The organism is Mesorhizobium sp. B2-9-1 (genome assembly GCF_006439455.1).
In the GTDB taxonomy this organism is placed as follows: domain Bacteria; phylum Pseudomonadota; class Alphaproteobacteria; order Rhizobiales; family Rhizobiaceae; genus Mesorhizobium.
Map to the genome: position 1 here is coordinate 22,225 of NZ_VFTP01000006.1, position 15,028 is coordinate 37,252.

Below are 15,028 nucleotides of genomic sequence, written 5' to 3' on the forward strand. Positions count from 1 at the left end.
ATCCTGCCTGTGCAAATCGCCCAACGCTTGTGCGTAAACGACCTGCACCGAAACAACAACTTAAGCACTATATAGTTGCAGACTCATCGGCTCGGAAGTCCCCCGGCAGGACGCGCGCGAAGGTCAGCACGTCGACCGCGCCGGCGCCGCCTTTCTTCAGCGCCTTGGTGACGGCCCGCACCGTTGCACCGGTGGTATAGACATCGTCGACCACGAGCACCCGGCGCCCCGCTATCTCGATTTCGGCGTCCGGCGGCACGCGAAACGCGGCGCGAACATTCTCCTCGCGCTCGTGCCGTTCGAGCCCGACCTGCTGGCGTGTCAGCTTCACGCGCCTGACCGCGGATGGCGAGAAGGGCAGCCCGCTGAGCTTTGCAACGGCCCGACCGAGTTCCGCGGACTGGTTGAACTGGCGCCGGAAGAAGCGCCGCCAATGCAACGGCACCGGCACGACCAGGTCGGCCTCCGCAATCAGCTCGGCGCCGGCCCGCATCATCCAGTTTGCCATCCAGGGCGCGAGGTCGGTGCGGTCCTGATATTTCAGCCCTTGCACCATCTGCCGCGCGACGCCCGAATAGAGGACGGCGGCCCGCGCCCGCTCGAAGGGCGGCGGATCGGCGATCGCCTCGGCGCAAAGAAACCCCTCGCCCATGTCGTGGGTGAAGGGCGTGCCCATCACCGGGCACCATGGTTTTTCCAGCAGCCTAAGCTTCGGCCAGCAGGCGCCGCACAGCACGCCGGGTTGCGACACATGACGACGACAGCCGGCGCAAACCGGCGGAAACAACAGGCGCGCCGGCCAGGCCAGTGCCTGCCGCGTCATATCCTGGACCGCTATGGTCTTGATCTTGCGCACCGGATCGGCCACGTGAAAGGAAACCCCGCGCCACCTTAACACCACTCAGGCACGCGCGGACAACAGGAAGCTTTTCATTGCAGCCCTTGATCGACACCGAGCTCTGGCTCGCGCGCAAGCGCCGGGCACTCGCGCGCCCCGTCGAAGGCGCCGATTTCCTGATGCGCCGCGCCGCGGAGGATCTTGCCGACCGGCTGGGCGCCGTCGAACGCCGCTTCGGCAAGGCGGCCGCGCTGTTTTGTCAGACTTCAGCGGCCGTGGACGTGCTTGCCGGCAGCGGCAAGGTCGGCGAAATCGTGCGCGTCGAGATGGACGAAGCGCTTCTCGCCGGCAGCACCGGCCTGGTAGCGCCCCCTGAGACCGTGCCGTTCGAGGAGGCGAGCCTCGATCTCGTCGTCTCCCTGCTGTCGATGCATGCGATGAACGACATTCCCGGCGTGCTTGCGCAAATCCGCCGGGCGTTGCGACCGGATGGGCTTTTCCTCGGCGCTTTCGCCGGCGCTGGCACATTGGCGGAATTGCGCGAGAGCATGCTGGCGGCCGAGACGGAGCTTTACGGCGGCGCAAGCCCGCGCATCCTTCCCTTCACCGACGTGCGCGACGCGGGCGCGCTGTTGCAGCGCGCCGGCCTGGCATTGCCGGTCGCCGATGTCGAAACGGTCGCGGTGCGTTATGACACGCTGTTCGATCTCGCCGCCGATCTGCGCGCCATGGGTGAAACAAGCGCGCTCGTCGATCGCTGCCGCAGGCCCGCCGGCAGACGGCTTTTTGCCCGCGCCGCGGAACTCTACGCCGAGCGGTTCGCGGATCCGGATGGCCGTGTCCGAGCAAGTTTTTCGATTGTCTGGATGTCCGGCTGGGCGCCCGACGCCTCGCAGCAAAAGCCGCTCAAGCCGGGATCCGCCAAGGTCTCGCTCAAGGCGGTCCTGGAGAACCCGTCCAGGACCTGAGCGCGCCCGTGATGCCGTCAGTGAGCGAAGGCGTTGGCAAGCTTGCTGTTGTTGTCGGTGAACAGCCACACCAGCCCATCTGCCGCCTGCTTGACCCCGGCGATGATGGCCAGCGACAACACCACGACGATCAGGCCATATTCGACGGCCGTAGCGCCCGTTTCGTCTTCAATGAATTGCTGCAGCAGGTTTTTCATGATCACCGGTCCCTCATGCAGAAACTCTAATGTCCTACCCGTTAAGAAAGGTTAACGGTAAAAGCTTAACAGCGAGTGAAACGCCGCCGCGCCGGAAAATCATTAACCAAGTCAGCACTCGCCGCTGCGGCTGCCGTCATTGCGGATGACGCAGATTGAACTGGGAAAGGGCTGCAGCACGCTGCGGCGCACCGTATATGTATTCCGATGGCCGATCGATCCGGTCGCGGTCATGTCGAGCCCGCCCGCGAAGCCGTCGCGAGCGCTCTGCGGCCGGGTCTGGTTGTCCAGGAAAGGCGTTGCGATCAGCGCCAGCGCCACCGCCGCCGAGCCGAAGAGAAGCGTGATCCGCAGGATGCCCATGCCGGCATCCACCGCGCGAAACCCCCGGTCGGGCCGGATCGAATCCCAGTCTCTTTCAAGGCTCATGCCGTGTTTCCCAGTCATCGACGATATCGCCGCGCGAAACGGCCTCGCGCAATTTTTCACGTCGAGATAAATCTTCCATTAACGCTGGCTAAACCAACTCCCGGAAACGTGCGGAAACCCTCCGCCGTCCGGAAACGGTGACCTGCTGCCAGGTCGGCGCGAAACTACAAAAGATCGATGAGGAACTGGATCAGCGGCGCGTCGGCCGGCGGCATCGGATAGTCGCGCATCTGCCGCGGTCTGACCCATTTGAGCCCTTGTCCTTCCCTGGGCTGCGCGATCCCGCGAAAGCGGCGGCAGACATAGAGCGGCATCAGGAGATGGAAATCGTCATAGGAGTGGCTGGCGAAGGTGAGCGGCGCCAGGCACGGAATCTCGGTCTCGATGCCGAGCTCCTCATGCAATTCGCGCACCAGGCACTCCTCCGGCGTCTCGCCGCGCTCGACCTTGCCGCCTGGAAACTCCCACAGGCCGGCAAGCTGCTTGCCTTCCGGGCGCTGCGCCAGAAGCACACGCCGGTCGGCATCGACCAGCGCGCAGGCGGCCACCAGCAGCAGTCGCTTTCCGGCCGGCTTGACCTCGCTCATGCGCCCGGCGGCCGTCGATAGTGGTAGCGATAGACTTCCTCGAAGCCGAGCGACCGGTAGAGCGAGAGCGCCGGCAGATTGCCGGCCTCGACCTGCAGCCAGGCCTCGCGCGCGCCGCGCAGCCTTGCCCATTTCAGCGCCGACAGGATGAGATTGCGGCCATGGCCCTTCTTGCGCGCCGACTTTTCGGTGGCGACCTCGAACAGACCCGCGAGATCGCCGTCATGAACGCAGATCAGCGTCGCCAGCGGCTCGTTGCCGTCCTCGAGCGCGAACAGCCCCGCTTCCGGCTGGATGGCGCCGATGACCTCGGACAGGCCGGGCCGCAGCGAGGCGTCCGAGCCGCTCGTCCTCAGCGAGGCGCCGATGAAACGGCTGATGTCTTTGAGCGGAATCTGGTCCATGGCCGCGCCAAGCTCGACCTCTTTCAGCGGCAGCCGCATCACCAGGGATTCGTCGAACATGTTCCAGCCGGCCTTGTCGAGATGCGTGGACAAGACCTGTCCCGACAGCGGCGACATGCGAAAGGTCAGCGGCCTGCCATAGGCGTCGAAGCGTCTTGCGGCGCGGCCGATGCGCTCTTCGATGGCGTGCGTGTCGCCTGGATCGAGCGGATTGACCGAGTTGAGGCGCTTGGCGGGGAGACCTGCGGTCAGCCGCACCACCCATGTCCCGTCATAATGGACGGCGGCCGCCGGCCAGGCGCGAAAACCCGCCGCCTCGTAGCGACGCACGACCGCGAGCACGCTTGCCGGATGCCTCGACACCGGCGCCATCAGCTCCGGTAATCGCCATTGATGGCGACATATTCCTTGGTGAGGTCGCAGGTCCACACCGTCGCCTTGCCGCGGCCGATGCCGAGATCGGCGCGGATGCGGATATCGTCGCGCTTCATATAGGCCGAGGTCGCTTCCTCCGAATAGGCCGGATCGCGCTCGCCCTCATGCGCCAGGCGGTTGTCGCCGAACCAGATCGACAGCCGGTCGCGGTCGGCCGGCTCGCCGGCCTTGCCGACGGCCATGACCACGCGGCCCCAATTGGCGTCCTCGCCGGCGACCGCCGTCTTGACCAGAGGCGAGTTGGCGATCGAGAGCGCGATGCGCTTGGCCGAGCGGGCGGACTTCGCGCCGGTGACGGTGACCTCGACCTGCTTGCGCGCGCCCTCGCCGTCGCGCACCACCTGCAGCGCCAGCGACTTCAGCACCTTGCCGAGCGCCCGGCGGAAGGCGCCGAGCCGCGCGTCCTTGGGATCGCCGATCGCCGGCGCGCCGCGCGCTGCGGCCTTGCCGGTGGCGAAGAAAAGCAGCGTGTCGCTGGTCGAGGTGTCGCTGTCGACGGTCACCGCATTGAAGGTCTTGGCCGTGCCGCGCGACAGCAGGTCCTGCAGCACGGGAGCTGCGATCGGCGCGTCGGTGGCGATGAAGGAGAGCATCGTCGCCATGTCGGGCGCGATCATGCCGGCGCCCTTGGCGATGCCGTTGATGGTGACGTCGGTGTCGCCGAGCCTGACCGTCGCCGTCGCCACCTTCGGATAGGTGTCCGTGGTCATGATCGCCTTGGCCGCCTCGGTCCACTGATCCGGCCTGCCGTCCTTGACCAGGCCGGCGAGCAGATGGCTGAACCTGGTCGTGTCGAGCGGCTCGCCGATGACGCCGGTCGAGGCCAGGAACACCTCGCTCTCGGAGCATCCGGCGGCCTTCGCCGCCGCCTCGCCGGTCAGCGCGGTCGAAGCCTGGCCCTTCTTGCCCGTGAAGGCGTTGGCATTGCCGGAATTGACCACCAGGACACGCGCCTTTCCGGCGGGCAGGTTCTGGCGGCAGAAGTCGACCGGCGCCGACGGGCATTTCGACCTGGTGAACACCCCGGCGACAGCCGTGCCCGGATCGAAGGCCATGGCCAGCAGGTCGGTTCTGTTGCGATACTTGATGCCGGCTTCGGCGGTCGCGATGCGCACACCCTCGATGACCGGCATCTTTGGATATTTCTTCGGTGCGAGCGGCGAAATCGTAGCAGACATCGGTATCCCGGAGCGGCAAGAACACGAAAGGAAGGAAGCCGGTTTGCCCGATAGCGCGCGCCGGCGCAAGAGGCGTTCTGGCCGCGCCCTGCCCGGCTTGGCCGGCGGCCTTGCAATTGGAAACACGTCGTTTCGTTTCGTCGCCGAAGCCAATATGATCTGCTGCAGATTCACCGGCCAAGGAAGACCTCGATGGGCGAAGCCGCTGCTCGCGGGCGCAAGTCGATCGGCGCAAAACGCAGTCCCGAGAGCGCCGATGCCATCCTCAACGCCGCCGAGGCGGTGTTGCGCGAGGCGGGCTATGCCGGCTTCTCGATCGAGGCCGTCGCCCGGCGGGCGCGGGCGGGAAAGCCGACCATCTATCGCTGGTGGCCGAGCAAGGCGGCCCTGCTGATCGAGATCTACCAGCGGCAGAAGCGCGTCGAGACGCCCGACACCGGAAACATCGAGGACGATCTGGCCGGCTTCCTCGAGAATCTGTTCGCGCATTGGCGCGACACCCCGTCGGGCAACATCTTCCGCTCGCTGATCGCAGAGGCGCAGTCGGACGAGACGGCCGCGGCCGCGCTTGCCGAATATTCAAAAGGACGCCGCAGCCATACCGGCCGGATGATCGAGCGCGCCAAGGCGCGCGGCGAGGTGGCGGCCGACGTCGATGCCGGTATCGTCGCCGACCTGATCGCTTCCTTCGCCTGGCGGCATCTTTTGACCGAACGGCTCGACGAGGACGAGGCGGCGATCCGCGTCGCCATACGCTACATCACGCGGGGCATAATGAACGCTTGACCCCCGAATGCTAAAAGGGCGCCCCAAGGCGCCCTTTCAGAACATCCAGCCGCAAGCGGACTACTTGCCGGCTTCCAGCGTGTCGACATCCTTCTTGAGCTTCTCGTCCGGAATATCGACCTTGGCGGCCGCGCGCAGCTCCTTGACCATGGCAAAATACTTGTCGCGGATCACCGCCTGCTTGGCCTGGTCCTTGACGTCGTCGAAGGCCGGCGGCTGCTTGGCGCGCTTGTCCTCGACCTTGATGACGTGCCAGCCGAACTGCGACTGCACCGGCTCCTTCGAATATTTGCCGACGTCGAGCGCGAACGCCGCCTTGTCGAATTCCGGCACCATCTGCCCCGGGCCGAACCAGCCGAGATCGCCGCCGCTGGTCTTGCCGCTCGGGTCGCTGGTGTGTTCGTTGGCGAGCTTCTGGAAATCGGCGCCGCCGTCGAGCTGCTTGATGATCGCCTCGGCCTCTTCCTTCGTCTTCACGAGGATGTGACGGGCATGGATTTCGTTTACCGGCGGCGTGTTGGCGATCTCCTGGTCATAGCGGGCGCGCACTTCGGCGTCCGTCACCTTGTCGACCACTTCCTTCTCGACGACCTCGCCATGCAGGGCTCGCGCCTGCAGGAAAGCCATGCGGCGCTGGAAGTCGGCGTCCTTGTCGAGGCCGCTGTCGACGGCCTTCTTGGCCATGACGCGGATTTCGATCGCCGCCGAGAGGGCCGCCGCGCGACGCTGCTCAGGCGGCAGTTGCGCGAACTGCTGCGACAGTTCGCCTTCGGCGAGCCGAAGATCGGCCTCGGTCAGCGTCTCGCCATTGACGGTGGCGATCACGGCATTGGGATCGACCGGAGCAGCCGGAGCTGCCGCGGGCGCCGTGGCGTCCGGCTGGGCGGGCTTGGTCTCCTGCGCCATCAGCGGCGACAGGCAAAGAGCCGAGAGCCCGAAGGCCAGACCGAGGCTGGCGAGCGAGGCGCGGCGGATCGACAGGGACATCAAGATAAACTCCAATGGGGATTGCCAATAAGGATCGCGTGAGCGGAAGGGTTCCAGATCAGTCGAATTGTGGCGGAATTTGGCGCTGCCGATAGGGCTAACGCGGCGTTGACATCGATTGAGCCCCCTCTTATCTGTCCAACGACTTGGCGTCCAGAACCGTTTTCCGGGCGCTTTTTGCGTTTGTCCGCACTCACGCGGATTTGATGGGCCCGCCAGGTGCCTGTCGCAAACGGCTAAATTGCTATCGAAAGGACCATTGGATGGTCAGTCTCGGCGGTCTCGCCCGTAAGGTTTTCGGTTCTTCCAACGACCGCCGGGTCAAGTCGACCCGGCCAAGGGTCGAAGCCATCAACGCCATGGAAAACGAGATGCGGGCGCTTTCCGATGCCGAGCTTGCGGGGCGCACGGAAAAGTTCCGCCAGGATCTCGCCAACGGCGCTGCGCTCGACGATCTCCTGGTTCCGGCCTTCGCCACGGTGCGCGAGGCGGCCCGCCGCGTGCTTGGCATGCGTCCCTTTGACGTGCAATTGATCGGTGGCATGGTGCTGCACAATGGCGGCATCGCCGAGATGCGCACCGGCGAGGGCAAGACGCTGGTCGCCACTCTGCCGGTCTATCTCAACGCCCTTGCCGACAAGGGCGTCCACGTCGTCACCGTCAACGATTATCTCGCCACCCGCGACTCCGAATGGATGGGCCGGGTCTACAAGTTCCTCGGCCTCAGCGTCGGCGTCATCGTCCACGGCCTGTCCGACGAGGAGCGCCGCGTCGCCTACGCCGCCGACGTCACCTATGCCACCAACAACGAGCTCGGTTTCGACTATCTTCGCGACAACATGAAGTATGAGCGCGCGCAAATGGTGCAGCGCGGTCATTCCTATGCCATCGTCGACGAGGTCGATTCCATCCTGGTCGACGAAGCGCGCACGCCGCTGATCATTTCCGGTCCGCTCGAAGACCGCTCGGAAATGTACAACACCATCGACGCCTTCATGCTGAAGCTCGGCCCGGCCGACTATGAGGTCGACGAGAAGCAGAAGACGACGATCTTCACCGAGGACGGCACCGAGAAGCTGGAAAACATGCTGCGCGACGCCGGCCTGTTGAAAGGCGAGTCGCTCTACGACGTCGAGAATGTCGCCATCGTCCATCACGTCAACAACGCGCTGAAGGCGCATCTGCTGTTCCAGAAGGACAGGGACTACATCGTGCGCAACGGCGAGATCGTCATCATCGACGAGTTCACCGGCCGCATGATGCCAGGCCGCCGCTATTCGGAAGGCCTGCACCAGGCGCTCGAAGCCAAAGAACATGTACAGATCCAGCCCGAGAACCAGACGCTGGCCTCCGTCACCTTCCAGAACTATTTCCGCCTCTACAAGAAGCTCTCCGGCATGACCGGCACGGCGCTGACCGAGGCGGAGGAATTCGGCAACATCTACGGCCTCGAGGTCACCGAAATCCCGACCAACCTGCCGGTCATCCGCAAGGATGAGGACGATGAGGTCTACCGGACGGTCGAGGAGAAGTACAAGGCGATCGTCAGGGAAATCCGCGAAGCCAGCGCCAAAGGCCAGCCGACGCTGGTCGGCACCACCTCGATCGAGAAATCCGAGCAGCTGGCCGAGCGCCTGCGCAAGGACGGCTTCAAGGACTTCGAAGTGCTGAACGCCCGTCACCACGAGCGTGAGGCGGCCATCGTCGCCCAGGCCGGCAAGCCCGGCGCCATCACCATCGCCACCAACATGGCCGGCCGCGGCACCGACATCAAACTCGGCGGCAATGCCGAGATGCGCATCGCCGAGGAACTTGGCGACATGCCCGAGGGCCCCGAGCGCGAGGCCAGGGAAAGGGAAATCCACGCCGACATCGAGCGATTGAAGGAAAAGGCGCTGGCCGCCGGCGGCCTCTATGTTCTGGCTACCGAACGCCACGAATCGCGCCGCATCGACAACCAGCTTAGAGGTCGTTCAGGAAGACAGGGCGATCCCGGCCGCTCGAAATTCTTCCTGTCGCTGCAGGACGATCTGATGCGCATCTTCGGCTCCGAGCGCATGGACGGCATGCTGCAGAAGCTCGGCCTCAAGGAAGACGAGGCAATCATCCATCCCTGGATCAACAAGGCGCTGGAAAAGGCGCAGAAGAAGGTCGAGGCGCGCAACTTCGACATCCGCAAGAACCTCCTGAAATATGACGACGTTGCCAACGACCAGCGCAAGGCGGTGTTCCAGCGGCGCATCGAGCTGATGGACGGAGAAGGTCTCGCCGAAACCATTGCCGAGATGCGCGAAGGCGTCATCGAAGAGATCGTCGCCAAGAACATCCCCGAAAACGCCTATGCCGAGCAGTGGAATGTCGCCGGCCTCAAGGAGGAAGTGGCGCAATACCTCAACCTCGACCTGCCGGTCGAGGAATGGGTCAAGGAAGAAGGCATCGCCGAGGACGACATTCGCGAGCGCATCACGGCCGCCGCCAACGCCGCCGCCAAGGAGCGCGCCGACCGCTTCGGCCCCGATGTGATGAACTATGTCGAACGCTCGGTGGTGCTGCAGACGCTCGACCATCTGTGGCGCGAGCACATCGTCAATCTCGACCATCTGCGCTCGGTCGTCGGCTTCCGCGGCTACGCCCAGCGCGACCCGCTGCAGGAATACAAGAGCGAGGCCTTCGAGCTGTTCCAGGCCATGCTCGGCAATCTGGAGCAGGCCGTCACCGCGCAGCTGATGCGCGTCGAGCTGGTGCGCCAGGCGGCCGATGCGCCGCCGCCTGAAGCGCCCGAGATGTTCGGCAGCCATATCGACGGCTCCACCGGCGAGGATGATTTCCAGGGCGGCGAGACCGCGCTTCTGGTGCGTCAGGACACCAACGCCGTCGTCGCGCCGGAAAACCGCGATCCGAAGAACCCCGCGAGCTGGGGCAAGGTCGGCCGCAACGAGCTCTGCCCCTGCGGCTCCGGCAAGAAGTACAAGCACTGCCACGGCACGTTCGCCTGACGCCTATTTCCTTCTCCCCGTTCTGCGGGGTTGAGGAGTGGTCCGCGCAGCGGACGAAAAGCCAATTGCTTGGCTTTTCGAACGACGAACGCCCGGAGCCATAGCGAAGGGCCGGCTGGTGCCCGAAGGGCGGATGAGGGGCAGCACTGGGGCCGGCGGTTTCCTTCAGGCGCGGAAAACAAGCCTCACACCAGACCCGACGCGCGCGCCGCGGCCGCCGCCTCGCCGCGCGAGATGACTTCCAGCTTCTCCAGCACGGCCGAGACGTGGTGATCGACCGTCTTGGGCGAAATGGTCAGATGCGCGGCGATCTTCTTGTTGGAAAAGCCTCGCTCGAGAAGTTCCAGGACTTCCATCTGGCGCTGCGTGAGGCCGGCCTGGTTGGCGCGCGTCGCCTGTCGCGGCCCTCTCGCGATGTGACTGACGCCGCTTTCCCGCATAAGGCTGCGCGCCTGCTGCGCGACCGCCCTCGCGCCAAGGTCCTCGAAGATGGCGAGCGCCTCGCGCTGCGCCGCTTCGTCGCCGAGCAGCAAGGCCATTGCCTGTTCGAAAGGCGCCCCCATTTCGGCCCATAGCCTGGCGGCGGCGCGCCAGTCGCCCGTCAGTTGCAGGCGGTGCGGCTCCGCCATGCCGTCCGTGTCGCCGGGTTCGCACCCCGGCGACAACAGTTCCCGCCAAGTGGCAAGTTCGCCGAACACGGCCGGCGTCGGCGCGAGATTTTCGGCAACCGCGATCAGGCGCAAGGCTTCCTGCCTGTCGGCTTGTCCAAGCCAGGCCGATTCGGCCAGCACCTGGGCAAACGCCACCAGGCGCTGCAGCTCCATGCCCTTGTCCAGGAACCGCCTCATCTCTTCGACGATCGGCTCGGCCGACGGGTCGCCGCGGCGGATGCGCAATCGTGCCAGCGCCACCAGCGACGGATAGCGCACCAGCGGCGTCGTTGCGTCGTCGTCGACAACCTCATGCGCCATTGTCGCGGCGTCGTTCCACAAGCCGCGGCGAAGCAAAAGCTGCGCCTGCACGCCGCGCATGTAGTCGCGCCATGTCGCGAGATCGTTCTCGACGCAATAGCCGATGCCGCGATCCAGGAACGACGCCGCCTCCTTGAAGTTGAGCCTGTTCATCTCGACGCAGGCGCAATTCGTGAAGGCGCGCGCCGCATGCTCCTGGTAGTTGCCCGACAGCGCAATCCCAAGGCTGCGGGCGAGATCGCGCCGCCCCTTGACAAAATCCAGCCATTGTCCGGCGGCGCCGACATTGTTCAGCGCATGACAGAGAATGTCCGCGCGGTTGAGCCGCTCCGCCAGCTCGACCGCCTTGCCGCCGAGCGAAAGCGCGTCCCCGAGCCGCTCGGCCAGCATCGCCAGTTGCGAGAGGTTCGAATAAGCCATCGCCAGCTCGGCGCTGTCGGGCGCGGTCTCCAGAAGCTCCACGGCTTGCTCTCCGAAACGGTCCGCTGCCTCGCGATCGCCGAGCAGATAGGCAAAGCGCGACAGGCACCTGAGGCTGTCGCCTTCCTTGAGCCGGTCGCCCAGCGCCTGGCGCAGCTGGCGCGCCCGGCCCTGCGCTTCCATCGCCGCCTCGACGCGGCCGATCAGGTGGCACTCGAAGGCATGCCCTTCGTAAAGTTCAGCCCGTTTTTCGATCGGCAGGATATCCGCATAGCGCAGCGCGACCTCGTAATAGCCTGCCGCATCGCGATGCGCGCCGACGCGGGATGCCTCGCGCGCGGCAACCGGCGCCAGCTCGCGCACCATGTCCAGGCTTTGCGCTTCCACGGCATGATGCACCAGCCTTGCGGTGGCGACTTGCGGATTTTCCCGTAACGCCGCCAGCGCGCGCTCATTGTACTCGCGTCGTTTGCTGGGCGTCAGCGCCATCTCGATGGCCGTGCGGGCGATCTCGTGCCGGAAAGCATAGCCATCGCCGAAATCCTCGAGCAGGCCGTTGGCGACGCATTCGGCGAGCTGGCCGGCGGCGGCGATGCCGCAAAGGCCGCTCAGCGCCCAGGCATCGGCGCGGCGCGGAAACACCGAGACCGCGTCGAGCATCGAGCGAGCGCCGGGCGACAATCTTTCGGCGCGCGCCAGCACGGCGTCGCGGACGCTCGCCGGCAACGCGCCATCGACTGCGGCGGCGAGCAGCTCGGTGACGAAGAAGGCGTTGCCCGCCGTTGTGCGGTAGATCGCGTCGCCGTCGCGCTCGGCCGCCGCGGCGAGCGAGCGCACCGCGCTTTCGCTGAGCAGCGGCACTTCTATGCGTTGGATGTTGCCGGCCGGTATCTCGCCGAGCGCCCGGCGCACGCGCATCTGTCCTTCGCTGCGGTCGGTGCGCGCCGTGATCACAAGCAGGATGTGCGTGTTTGCAATGCGCCGGCCGAAGAAACGCACGAAATCGAGCGTCGCGTCATCGGCCCAGTGCAGGTCCTCGATGACGAGCAGGCAAGGACCTTTCGCTTCGAAGACGTCGAGCGCCTCGGAAAACAATGGCAGCCGCTGCACCTCGCGGTCGTCGATCGCGCGCGGCGCCTCCCACTGCGCCTCGCGCGCCAGATCGTAAAGCGGCCCCAGGGGATCGGGAATGGAGAGGTCCTCGCAGGCGCTGCGAAGCACGGTCAGACCCTTGCCCAAGCGGCTCGCGAACGCCTCGGCCAGCGCCGTCTTGCCGGCGCCGGCTTCTCCCGACAGGACCACGACGCGGCCGCGCCCGCCTGTTGCATCCGCCAGCAAGGCATCCATTTGCTGCAGCTGCGTCTGCCGTTCCAGAAGCATTGTCACTCTCTCGCCAAATCCGAATTTCCATCGTGGCGGACCGCCGCCGCGATAGAATGGGAAACGGCGCGACAATGTGACTTTCCACACATTGAGGTGCCATCTTCCACATAAAACGTCGCAAAGATAGGGATTCGTCCCGGCCAATATGGGGAATGGCTCCGATGCGCGCCTGCCGCGAAGGTGATTTCTGCTGGGTCGCGCTTGAACCGAGCGCAATTCACCAATGAAAGGAAACCGATCGTGCCTCGTTACCTGATTGAACGTACCTTCCCCGATGGGCTTCACGTGCCGATGAACGATGCCGGCGCAACTGCGATGGGCGGCGTCATCGCCCGCAATGCCGAGAAAGGCGTCACCTGGGTGCAATCCTTCGTCTCGCCGGACAAGAGCAAGAGCTTCTGCATTTACGATGCGCCCTCGCCGGAGGCGATCCGCAGCACCGCGCAGAAGAATTCGCTTCCCGTCGACAAGATCACGGAGGTCCGGGTCCTCGACCCCTACTTTTATCGCTGATCGGGCAGACCATGTCGGGCAGACCATACCCGTCGCCGGCGGACCTGACGCCGTGCCAGAGGACGAGGCTGTATCCGCCGCGGCGGACATCGTCCCGTCACGTCGCAGCTTCATGCGACGGGCTGTGTCGGCGTTGCTTTCGCCCCTGCGAAACCGGCGACGCTTTCTGCCGCTGCAGGACGACTACCTGAGACGCGACATCGGCCTGCATGAGCGGGAAACCCCGCGCGAGTACTGGGAATATTGGTGGCATCACAGCTGATCCCGCACCGGGCAATTCCAGGAAGACTGCGCAGCGGTTTTCCGTCCGGAATTGCGCAAAGCAATGACTTGGAGCGGTTCGTTCGGTGAACCGCTCTGGTCGGGATTAGACCATCCCTTTTACCGACAGGCGCCGCCGGCGTTCGGAGTTGGCTTACCGGCCGACTGCCGCCGCTTGCGCGCCTCAATTGGAGAGACAAATGAACATTCAGACCTTAATCAAATGCGTCATCGGCGCTTCTGCCTCGATCATCATGCTGATGGCGGGCGCGGCCACGGCCGAAACCGTCAATCCGCTCGCCGAAAAGGTGCGGGCGCTCGACAGCCGCTTCGAGGATGTCGCGGTGGCGAAAGCCGAAGGCTACGCGCCGATCCCCTGCGCCAGCGGCCTCACCGGCGGCGCCATGGGCATCCACTACGTCAACGCCGCCTATCTGAAGGACGACGCCGTCGACGTCGCCAAGCCGGAAGCCGTGATGTACGAGCCGATGGCCGACGGCACGCTGAAGCTGATCGCGGTCGAATACATCACCGCGAAGGGCCCGGCCTCGCTCGAAGGCCATCTGTTCAACTTCGACACGGCGCCCAACCGCTACGGCCTCGGCCCCTTCTACGAGCTGCATGTCTGGGCCTGGAAGCAAAACCCCACCGGCGCCTTCGCCGACATGAACCCGAACGCGTCGTGCGACGCGATGAAGGGGATGTAAGCAGCGCCCTAGCCTTCTCCCCGTTTCACGGGGAGAAGGTGGCCCGAAGGGCCGGATGAGGGGCGGCGCCGGCGTTTGCGATTGGCTATTTGTGCGGGAAGGCTGCCTAGATTCCTTCGAAAGCGGCTTTATCCACGGCCACTTCCTCGACCATCTTCACTCGTACGCCAATTTTTTGCTCTTTCAGGAGATCGCAAAGCCGTCACCGTCGATCAGATCGATAGCGGGCGCTCCGTCGCGGACAGCCTCGCGCCGCGCATCCGCTGTGAACGTTCCGGTGGTGATTATCAGGCCCTTGTCGGCGCGACCTACCATAGCGCCGCGGAAGTCGCGAACGACACCAGCACCAACCGATCCTTTCCAACGCTTGCACTGAAAAAGCACGTGAAATGAAAGTAGGTTCACGCGCAGCACACCGGTCCCATCGATGCCGCCATCGCCACTTCTTCCGGTCACTTCGACCTTGATGAAGCCCGCTTCTCGAAGAAGCCGCTGGCACAGCCGCTCGAAGGCCACAGGATTTAATGCCAGGAGAACGTCAAGCAACTGCTCGCGCCAATCCCTCAAGGAAATTTCTGCCGCTTCCGCTTCAGCCTCCACGCGTTCGGGGGCCACACTGGCCTTCGCTTTGCGTAAGACCGCGTCCGCTCGCCGCACGCGCCGCACGATCTCTTCCGGATCAAGAGACAGTGAGGCCCGACCTTCCGCAGTGAGGGTCCAAACTCCTCGCTCACTATTGTTGGTGAGACCGGCATTTTTCAGCCAGCTTCGCGCCCAGGCGCAGCGATAGTCGAATTTCGATCTCGGCCCATCGCCAACCAACACAGCCCGAGCCGCGTCGGAGATATTCATGAGCACGGCCGCCTTGTCGTCTATTTCTTCAATCGAAGCAGAACCGCCGAGCGCGTCCAGTGCTTTAAGAACCGGTACGAAGAACTCTGCGAACGGCGGAACGATTGCGTCCATGT

14 protein-coding genes are annotated in these 15,028 nt (G+C 64.9%); 5 read left to right on the forward strand and 9 right to left on the reverse strand.

Annotation, left to right across the window (positions count from 1 at the left end):
• Positions 1-67: 67 nt before the first annotated feature.
• Positions 68-868, reverse strand: a complete 801-nt coding sequence (locus FJW05_RS13635) for a ComF family protein (RefSeq protein ID WP_140632798.1) — start codon at positions 866-868, stop codon at positions 68-70.
• A gap of 65 nt (positions 869-933) precedes the next feature.
• On the opposite strand from FJW05_RS13635, the gene FJW05_RS13640 reads away from it, so the two are divergent.
• The gene (locus tag FJW05_RS13640; protein WP_140632800.1) at positions 934-1,806 is read left to right on the forward strand and encodes a methyltransferase domain-containing protein; all 873 of its coding nucleotides are present in this window, start codon (positions 934-936) and stop codon (positions 1,804-1,806) included.
• A gap of 17 nt (positions 1,807-1,823) precedes the next feature.
• Here FJW05_RS13640 and FJW05_RS13645 read toward each other — a convergent pair whose 3' ends face one another.
• The 5 genes from FJW05_RS13645 to argJ all read right to left on the reverse strand — a co-directional run bounded on the left by FJW05_RS13645 (position 1,824) and on the right by argJ (position 5,036).
• Positions 1,824-2,003, reverse strand: coding sequence for a Flp family type IVb pilin (locus FJW05_RS13645; protein WP_140543577.1), 180 nt, complete (start codon positions 2,001-2,003; stop codon positions 1,824-1,826).
• A 111-nt stretch (positions 2,004-2,114) separates the two neighbouring features.
• Positions 2,115-2,432, reverse strand: a complete 318-nt coding sequence (locus FJW05_RS13650) for a hypothetical protein (RefSeq protein WP_140632803.1) — start codon at positions 2,430-2,432, stop codon at positions 2,115-2,117.
• Between the two features lie 164 nt (positions 2,433-2,596).
• On the reverse strand, positions 2,597-3,019 hold the full coding sequence (locus tag FJW05_RS13655) for a (deoxy)nucleoside triphosphate pyrophosphohydrolase (RefSeq protein WP_140632805.1): 423 nt from the start codon (positions 3,017-3,019) through the stop codon (positions 2,597-2,599).
• Positions 3,016-3,795: a GNAT family N-acetyltransferase gene (locus FJW05_RS13660; RefSeq protein WP_176477018.1), complete on the reverse strand. Its 780-nt coding sequence runs from the start codon at positions 3,793-3,795 to the stop codon at positions 3,016-3,018. Before FJW05_RS13660 ends, FJW05_RS13655 begins: the two co-directional genes overlap by 4 nt.
• Positions 3,795-5,036, reverse strand: a complete 1,242-nt coding sequence (gene argJ / locus FJW05_RS13665; protein WP_140632808.1) for a bifunctional glutamate N-acetyltransferase/amino-acid acetyltransferase ArgJ — start codon at positions 5,034-5,036, stop codon at positions 3,795-3,797. The genes FJW05_RS13660 and argJ overlap by 1 nt, the downstream gene beginning before the upstream one ends.
• Before the next feature lie 192 nt (positions 5,037-5,228).
• Here argJ and FJW05_RS13670 point away from each other — a divergent pair, with 192 nt between their 5' ends.
• A complete protein-coding gene (locus tag FJW05_RS13670) occupies positions 5,229-5,822 on the forward strand; it encodes a TetR/AcrR family transcriptional regulator (RefSeq protein WP_140632811.1) in 594 nt (197 codons plus the stop codon).
• A gap of 60 nt (positions 5,823-5,882) precedes the next feature.
• On the opposite strand, the gene FJW05_RS13675 is transcribed toward FJW05_RS13670, so the two are convergent.
• Positions 5,883-6,809, reverse strand: coding sequence for a peptidylprolyl isomerase (locus tag FJW05_RS13675; protein WP_140543566.1), 927 nt, complete (start codon positions 6,807-6,809; stop codon positions 5,883-5,885).
• A 263-nt stretch (positions 6,810-7,072) separates the two neighbouring features.
• Between FJW05_RS13675 and secA the strand changes: the two genes are divergently transcribed.
• Positions 7,073-9,805, forward strand: coding sequence for a preprotein translocase subunit SecA (gene secA, locus FJW05_RS13680; RefSeq protein ID WP_140632814.1), 2,733 nt, complete (start codon positions 7,073-7,075; stop codon positions 9,803-9,805).
• Between the two features lie 185 nt (positions 9,806-9,990).
• On the opposite strand, the gene FJW05_RS13685 is transcribed toward secA, so the two are convergent.
• Complete coding sequence (locus FJW05_RS13685; protein WP_140632817.1) at positions 9,991-12,576, reverse strand: LuxR family transcriptional regulator; 2,586 nt, start codon at positions 12,574-12,576, stop codon at positions 9,991-9,993.
• Between the two features lie 243 nt (positions 12,577-12,819).
• Between FJW05_RS13685 and FJW05_RS13690 the strand changes: the two genes are divergently transcribed.
• A complete protein-coding gene (locus FJW05_RS13690) occupies positions 12,820-13,092 on the forward strand; it encodes a DUF4242 domain-containing protein (RefSeq protein WP_095767571.1) in 273 nt (90 codons plus the stop codon).
• 515 nt (positions 13,093-13,607) lie between these two features.
• Positions 13,608-14,060, forward strand: a complete 453-nt coding sequence (locus FJW05_RS13695; RefSeq protein ID WP_140633246.1) for a hypothetical protein — start codon at positions 13,608-13,610, stop codon at positions 14,058-14,060.
• Positions 14,061-14,243: 183 nt separating this feature from the next.
• Here FJW05_RS13695 and FJW05_RS13700 read toward each other — a convergent pair whose 3' ends face one another.
• Positions 14,244-15,026 (reverse strand): restriction endonuclease, encoded by a 783-nt coding sequence (locus FJW05_RS13700; protein WP_246673414.1) that lies wholly within the window; start codon positions 15,024-15,026, stop codon positions 14,244-14,246.
• Positions 15,027-15,028: the final 2 nt, after the last annotated feature.

Bases quoted from the DNA above. Each gene is read 5' to 3' on its own strand.
- FJW05_RS13645 (WP_140543577.1), bottom strand. From the start codon at position 2,003: ATGAAAAACCTGCTGCAGCAATTCATTGAAGACGAAACGGGCGCTACG.
- FJW05_RS13675 (WP_140543566.1), bottom strand. From the start codon at position 6,809: ATGTCCCTGTCGATCCGCCGCGCCTCGCTCGCCAGCCTCGGTCTGGCC.
- FJW05_RS13695 (WP_140633246.1), top strand. From the start codon at position 13,608: ATGCTGATGGCGGGCGCGGCCACGGCCGAAACCGTCAATCCGCTCGCC.
- secA (WP_140632814.1), top strand. From the start codon at position 7,073: ATGGTCAGTCTCGGCGGTCTCGCCCGTAAGGTTTTCGGTTCTTCCAAC.
- FJW05_RS13655 (WP_140632805.1), bottom strand. From the start codon at position 3,019: ATGAGCGAGGTCAAGCCGGCCGGAAAGCGACTGCTGCTGGTGGCCGCC.
- argJ (WP_140632808.1), bottom strand. From the start codon at position 5,036: ATGTCTGCTACGATTTCGCCGCTCGCACCGAAGAAATATCCAAAGATG.
- FJW05_RS13700 (WP_246673414.1), bottom strand. From the start codon at position 15,026: ATGGACGCAATCGTTCCGCCGTTCGCAGAGTTCTTCGTACCGGTTCTT.
- FJW05_RS13670 (WP_140632811.1), top strand. From the start codon at position 5,229: ATGGGCGAAGCCGCTGCTCGCGGGCGCAAGTCGATCGGCGCAAAACGC.
- FJW05_RS13660 (WP_176477018.1), bottom strand. From the start codon at position 3,795: ATGGCGCCGGTGTCGAGGCATCCGGCAAGCGTGCTCGCGGTCGTGCGT.
- FJW05_RS13650 (WP_140632803.1), bottom strand. From the start codon at position 2,432: ATGAGCCTTGAAAGAGACTGGGATTCGATCCGGCCCGACCGGGGGTTT.
- FJW05_RS13685 (WP_140632817.1), bottom strand. From the start codon at position 12,576: ATGCTTCTGGAACGGCAGACGCAGCTGCAGCAAATGGATGCCTTGCTG.